This window comes from Sphingomonas sp. (assembly GCF_031380695.1).
Lineage (GTDB): Bacteria > Pseudomonadota > Alphaproteobacteria > Sphingomonadales > Sphingomonadaceae > Sphingomicrobium.
In genome coordinates this window covers 1-6,198 of sequence record NZ_JANMWY010000298.1, presented here as the reverse complement: position 1 = coordinate 6,198, position 6,198 = coordinate 1, and the positions used below count along the sequence as shown (strand labels likewise).

Here is a 6,198-nt window from a genome sequence, read left to right as displayed (position 1 = left end):
TTCCTCGGTCGCCACGCGCAGCGCCGCGATCTGCGCCGCACATTGCTTCAGCGCCATCGGGTGCGACACGACTGTGCGAATGTCTTCGATCGCCACGCCCGGCAACGCCATCAGGTGCATCCGCACCAGCAGCGGCTGGCTTTTGACGATCTTGAGCTGCGGATCGTCGAGCAGTTCGCGATTGCCCGGCACATCGCCCCCCGCGCTGTTCGCCATCGGCAGGATCCCGCGATCCACGATTCCGTCGAGCACTGCTGTGACGACATCAGCAAAGGTGCCCTCGGCCAGCGCCTCGCAGTCGGGCGCGAAGGCCAGGCAGGCCTCGTGGCTGAACGCGCCGGGCACGCCCTGATAGGCGATCCTCACGCGATTCTCGCGCCAAGCGACGACATCAACTCGGTGAACCCGGGAAAAGACGTCGCGATCGTCTCGGCCCCGGTGACGCCGACTGGCTGCGTGCTGGCGAGCCCGAGCACGAGGAAGCTCATCGCGATGCGGTGATCGTGGTTGGCATTGATCGTCGCCCCGCCGCGCGGCGGCCTGCCGGTCCCTTCGACGATCAGACCGTCGCCCTTCTCCCGCGCCTCGACTCCGCAGGCGGTCAGCCCGGCGATGATCGCGGCGAGCCGGTCGCTTTCTTTGACGCGCAGTTCGGCCAGCCCGTGCATTATGCTTCGGCCATGCGCAAAGGCGGCGGCGACGGCGAGGATCGGATATTCGTCGATCATGCTCGCCGACCGCGACGCCGGCACCTCGACTCCGTGGAGCGGCGAGGCGCGAGCGACGATGTCGGCCACCTCCTCGCCCCCGACGCTACGCCGGTTGGTCAGTTCGATCTCGGCCCCCATCTCGGCCAGCGTGGTCAGCAGTCCGGTGCGCAACGGGTTCAGCATCACCCCGCGCGCCGTCACATAAGAACCCGAACAAATCAGCGCTGCTACCAGCGGGAACGCTGCCGACGACGGATCCGCCGGGATCACGACATCGATCGCGGTCAGTGCCCGCCGCTCGCCCAGCCGGATCAACTCGCCATCGCGTTCGACGTCGCAGCCGAACGCGCGCAGCATATTCTCGCTATGGTCGCGGGTCGCGATCGGCTCGATCACCTCGACCGCCCCGTCCGCGCGCAGTCCGGCGAGCAGGATCGCCGACTTGACCTGCGCCGAGGCCATTTCGTTGACGAAGCGAATGCCGCCGAGCGCGCCGCCGCTGATCGTTACCGGCATTCGTCCGCCCTCGGCCGCAACGACCCGCGCGCCCATCGTCCGCAGCGGGTCGAGCACGCGCCCCATCGGCCGGCGGCTGAGCGACTCGTCACCGGTGAACGTCACCTCGATCGGCAATCCGGCGACCGCGCCCATCAGCAGCCGCGCACCAGTGCCGCTATTGCCGCAATCAATCGGCCCGGCGGGGGAGCGCCACTCGGCCCCGACCACGCTCCATTCGCCATCGCCTGTCCGCTCGACCTCAGCACCGAGCGCCGCCACCGCCGCCGCCGTCCGCAGAACGTCGTCGCCTTCGAGCAGCCCGCTGATCCGCGTCTTGCCCTTCGCCAGCCCGCCCAGGATCAGCGCGCGGTGCGACATCGACTTGTCGCCCGGTATGTCGATCACCCCCGCCAGCGGTCCCGACGCCCGCGCCGTCAGCCGGTCCCGGTCGAGCGTCGCCACGCTCATGCCGCGTCCGACGAGCGCTGCGCCCCGCTGGCCATCCGCTCGGCTATCATCGCCGCCACGTCGATCGCCTGCCCCTCGTTCAACCGCGGGTCGCAATGGGTCAGATACCGCCGCGGCAGATCCTCCTCATGCGTCGGCAAGCTGCCGCCAAGGCATTCGGTCACGTCGGCCCCGGTCATCTCGAGATGCACACCGCCGGGATGCACTCTCTCGGCCTGCGCGACGTCGAAAAAGGTCCCGATCTCGGCCGTGATCCGGCTCAGCAGCCGCGTCTTCAGCGAGCCCACGCTCTGCGTATTGCCGTGCATCGGGTCGATCGACCAGATCGCATGCCGCCCCTCGCGCCGCGTCGCGCGCATCAGTCCGGGCAGATGCTCGGCGACCTTGTCCGCGCCGAACCGCCCGATCAGCACCAGCCGCCCCGGCCTGTTCTCCGGATCGATCCGCTCGATCAGCCGCAGCATGTCGTCGGCGGCCAGGCTTGGTCCGCACTTGATCCCGATAGCATTGCCGACTCCCCGCGCGAACTCGACATGCGCCCCGTCGAGTTGCCGCGTCCGATCGCCCAGCCAGATCATATGCCCCGACGTCGCCAGCCAGCTCTCGCTCGCCTGGTCGAACCGGGTCAGCGCCTCCTCATAGTTGAGCAGCAGCGCCTCATGGCTGGTGAACGTCGCCACCGGCCGGTCGCTCCCGCCCGGGGCGCGCAGGCCGAGCCGGGCGTGCGCCGCGCGGCGGATCGCTGGCAGATCGGCGTAGGAGGCCGCGGAATAGGCCGCAAGCAGCTCGATCGTCACTTGCGCCTGGCGATGCGCCGCGAGCAGCCGCTTGGGGTCGGGCACCCGGCTTTTCTCGTCGAACGCCGGGCCATTGACCGCATCGCCGCGATAGCTCGGCCAGGTCACGCCCTCGACCGTCTCGTCAGGCGAGGAGCGCGGCTTGGCGAACTGGCCGGCGATCCGCGCCAGATGGATCACCTCCTGGTCACCGCGCGCGCCGATCATCGCCCCCATCTGCAGCAGCAGGTTGAACGTCATCCGCACCTTGTCGGCACCGAATTCGGCGAAGCTCTCGGCGCAATCGCCGCCCTGGACGATGAAGCCCCTGCCCGCAGCGACCTTGGCCAACAGCGCCCTGAGGTGCAGAGTATCGACCGCCTTGGTCAGCGGCGGCGACGCGCGCAGCCGCTGTTCGACGCGGCTCAGCGCGCCCGCGTTGGGATAGGCCGGGGCCTGCGCCGCGGGGAAGGAGCGCCAGCTGTCGGGGGTCCAGCTCATCGTGCCGCCTCCTGGCACAGCGACCAGCCGCCGTGCGTTGCCAGCACCTCGCCGCTCGGGCTTTCGCACACGTCCGCACCGCAGCCCTCGGCGACATCTGCGCGCGCGATCCGGCCGACCAGCAGCACCAGCTCGCGCCCACTTCCGATCCGATCGAAGATGGTCAGGTCCGGTTCCTCGGGCAAATGCGTCCACCAGCCACTGTCGTCGAGCGCGATCGCCGCGATCGCCTGTTCATCGCGCGCCCGGTCGAGCGCCTCGCGCGGGCTTGCGGCGAGCAGCAAAGGCGCCGCACGCCCGAACCGCTCGCGCATCCGGTCGCCCAGCCCGCTGACCGCCGCCGCCGGCGCGTGCAGCACCAGCGTCGTCGGCACCTGCGCCTGGACGCTATGGGCCATCAGCTCGCGCCACACATGAGCGATCAGCGCCGGAGTCGCGGTCGTTGCCTTAGCCGTCAGTAGCGCCAGCACCTCGGCCTCGCGCAGCGGGCGGATCCTGAGGTGACCATCGTCGGCCTGCTTCAGCGCCGCGACGTCGGCCGACAAAGCGAACCGCCGCTCGATCAGCGCGAGCAGTTCATCGTCGAGCGCGTCGATCGCGCGGCGTGCGTCGGCCAGGCGCGGATCGCTGCCTGTTTGGGAATGGGTCGTCATGATTGGCATTTCTTGTCTCGCTCGCGCCGCCGCTATCATAGGCGATGGGGGCGCTCCGGCTCAATGATGGGAAATCGTCGTCCGGCCGCCCTCAGGCGAACCGGCCCATAAAGAGGCGAAAATAAGGGCCGAACGCCAGCGACGGGGGGCTGATGTGCTCCTGTCCTTTGCGCATGATCGACTCCTCGGCGACGCGACACAGCGTCGCTCTCGTCGCTGGCCATCCATGCCTTCATTGTCAAGACGGGATCCCAATTTGGCGATCGCCGATTGTGCAGCGCAGTGCGAAACATTAGGGCGGACGAATGACGGCAACACTCGACAGCAAGGCGACCCGGGCGGCGGAGGCCATCGCCAACGCGCGCCGCGTGACGCTCAAGATCGGATCGTCGCTGCTGATCGGCGACGACGGCGCGCGCCACGACTGGCTGGCCGGCATCGGCGACGATATCGCCGCGCTCAGAGCAGCAGGCAAGCAGGTCGTAGTGGTGTCCTCTGGAGCAGTGGCGCTTGGTCGGGCGCACCTCGGCCTCAAAAAATCCAACCGGCTCGACTATAAGCAGGCCGCCGCCGCCGCCGGCCAGGCGTTGCTGATGCAGGCATGGGAGCGCGCTGTCGCCCCCCACGGGATCCCGACCGCGCAACTCCTCCTGACGATTGACGATACCGAGCAACGCCAGCGCTCGCTCAACGCCCGCGCCACGCTCGACGTCTTGCTCGCGCAGGGTGGCTTGCCGGTGATCAACGAGAATGACAGCGTCGCGACCGACGAGCTGCGCTATGGCGACAACGACCGCCTCTCGGCCCGCGTCGCCCAGCTGGTGCGGAGCGACGTGCTGGTCTTGCTGTCCGACGTCGACGGCCTGTTCACCGCCGATCCGTCGCGCAACAAGCAGGCGACGCTGATCGACTATGTCCCGACCATCACCAGCGAGATCGAGGCGGCGGCAGGCGGCAGCGGCACCGCCGGCGTCGGCACCGGCGGCATGCGCACCAAGCTGCAGGCGGCGCGCATCGCCAGCGGTGCGGGCTGCGCGACGATCATTTCCAACGGTCATGGCGATCACCCGCTGCGACGCCTGGCCGAGGGCGGACCCGCCACCTTCGTCGCCGCCACCGGCGTTCCCGGCCGCGCGTACAAAAGCTGGATCGCGGGCACGCTCGCGCCGGGCGGAACCGTCACGATCGACGCCGGGGCGCAGCGTGCGCTGGCTGGCGGCAAGAGCCTGCTACCCGGTGGAGTTACCGCAATCGATGGCGAGTTCGAACGCGGCACCTGCCTGCGTGTGCTCGACCTCGAGGGGATCGAGGTTGCGCGCGGCATCGCCGCTTACAGTGCCGCCGAAGCGCGCCTGATCCTTGGCCGGGGTAGTGCCGAAATCGCCGCCCGCCTCGGCTACGCCGGCCCCGACGAATTGATCCACCGCGACGATCTGGTGATGCTGTGAAGCTCGCCGCCGAGATGACGGCGATGGGCCAGCGCGCCCGCGCTGCCGCCGCGATCCTGCGCACCGCGCCGGTCGAACAGCGCAGCGCCGCCATCGGTGCCGCCGCCGCCGCCATCCGCCGCCACGCCCCAGCCATCCTGGCTGCTAACGCAAATGACGTCGCCGCCGCGACCACCCTCATCGACCGGCTGCGCCTCGACGAAGGCCGGGTCGCGGCGATCGCACTCGCGATGGAGGAAATGGCCGCGCTGCCCGATGTCGTCGGCCAGGAAATGGCGCGCTGGACCCGCCCCAACGGCCTCGACATTTCGCGCGTCCGCACCCCCATCGGCGTGATCGGCATGATCTACGAGAGCCGTCCCAACGTCACCGCCGACGCCGCCGCCATCTGCCTGCGGTCGGCCAACGCCGTGATCCTGCGCCCTGGTTCGGACTCGCTCGCCAGCTGTCTCGCCATCCACGCCGCGCTGGTCGAGGGGATCGTTGAGGCCGGTCTTCCCGCCGACTGCGTCCAGCTTGTGCCGACCGCCGACCGCGCTGCGGTCGGCCTGCTGCTCGGCGGGCTTGGCGGCACCATCGACCTGATCATCCCGCGCGGCGGCAAGGCCTTGGTCGAGCGCGTCTCGAACGAAGCGCGCGTCGCCACGCTCGGCCATCTCGAGGGCATCTGCCACAGCTATGTCCACGCCTCGGCCGACCTCGAAATGGCGCTGGCCATTGTCGCCAACGCCAAGTTGCGCCGGACCAGCGTATGCGGATCAACCGAGACGCTGCTCGTCGACCGCGCCATCGCCCCTGCCCTGCTCCCGCGCCTCGCCGATACCCTGCCCGGCTGCGAATTGCGCGGTGACGAAGAGAGCGGCCGGATCGCCCAGATGGTCCCTGCGACCGAAGCAGACTGGTCGACCGAATATCTCGCCCCAATCCTCGCCGTCCGCACCGTTACCGGGCTCGACGAAGCAATCGATCATATCGCCACCTATGGCACCGGCCATACCGACGCGATCATCGCCAGCGACCCCGCCATCGCCGAGCAGTTCTTGGACCGGGTCGACAGCGCGATCGTCATGGTCAACGCCTCGACCCAATATGCCGACGGCGGTGAATTCGGGTTCGGTGGCGAGATCGGCATTGCCACCGGCAA

Annotated in this window: 6 protein-coding genes; 2 read left to right on the top strand and 4 right to left on the bottom strand. The window is 69.3% G+C overall.

Going from position 1 to position 6,198, the window contains the following annotated elements:
* The 4 genes from RMN84_RS10750 to RMN84_RS10735 form a co-directional block, all read right to left on the bottom strand.
* Nucleotides 1-366, bottom strand: a 366-nt coding sequence (locus RMN84_RS10750) for a prephenate dehydratase domain-containing protein (protein ID WP_309612168.1), incomplete at its 3' end; no start/stop codon positions are given.
* Nucleotides 363-1,676: a 3-phosphoshikimate 1-carboxyvinyltransferase gene (aroA, locus tag RMN84_RS10745; protein ID WP_309612167.1), complete on the bottom strand. Its 1,314-nt coding sequence runs from the start codon at nucleotides 1,674-1,676 to the stop codon at nucleotides 363-365. The genes aroA and RMN84_RS10750, both read right to left, overlap by 4 nt.
* On the bottom strand, nucleotides 1,673-2,953 hold the full coding sequence (locus RMN84_RS10740; RefSeq protein ID WP_309612166.1) for a 3-deoxy-7-phosphoheptulonate synthase class II: 1,281 nt from the start codon (nucleotides 2,951-2,953) through the stop codon (nucleotides 1,673-1,675). The genes aroA and RMN84_RS10740 overlap by 4 nt, the downstream gene beginning before the upstream one ends.
* Complete coding sequence (locus tag RMN84_RS10735; RefSeq protein WP_309612165.1) at nucleotides 2,950-3,606, bottom strand: chorismate mutase; 657 nt, start codon at nucleotides 3,604-3,606, stop codon at nucleotides 2,950-2,952. The genes RMN84_RS10740 and RMN84_RS10735 overlap by 4 nt, the downstream gene beginning before the upstream one ends.
* A 305-nt stretch (nucleotides 3,607-3,911) precedes the next feature.
* On the opposite strand from RMN84_RS10735, the gene proB reads away from it, so the two are divergent.
* Both proB and RMN84_RS10725 read left to right on the top strand, forming a co-directional pair.
* On the top strand, nucleotides 3,912-5,054 hold the full coding sequence (gene proB / locus RMN84_RS10730) for a glutamate 5-kinase (RefSeq protein ID WP_309612164.1): 1,143 nt from the start codon (nucleotides 3,912-3,914) through the stop codon (nucleotides 5,052-5,054).
* The coding region (locus tag RMN84_RS10725) for a glutamate-5-semialdehyde dehydrogenase (RefSeq protein WP_309612163.1) at nucleotides 5,051-6,198 on the top strand (1,148 nt) is incomplete at its 3' end. The genes proB and RMN84_RS10725, both read left to right, overlap by 4 nt.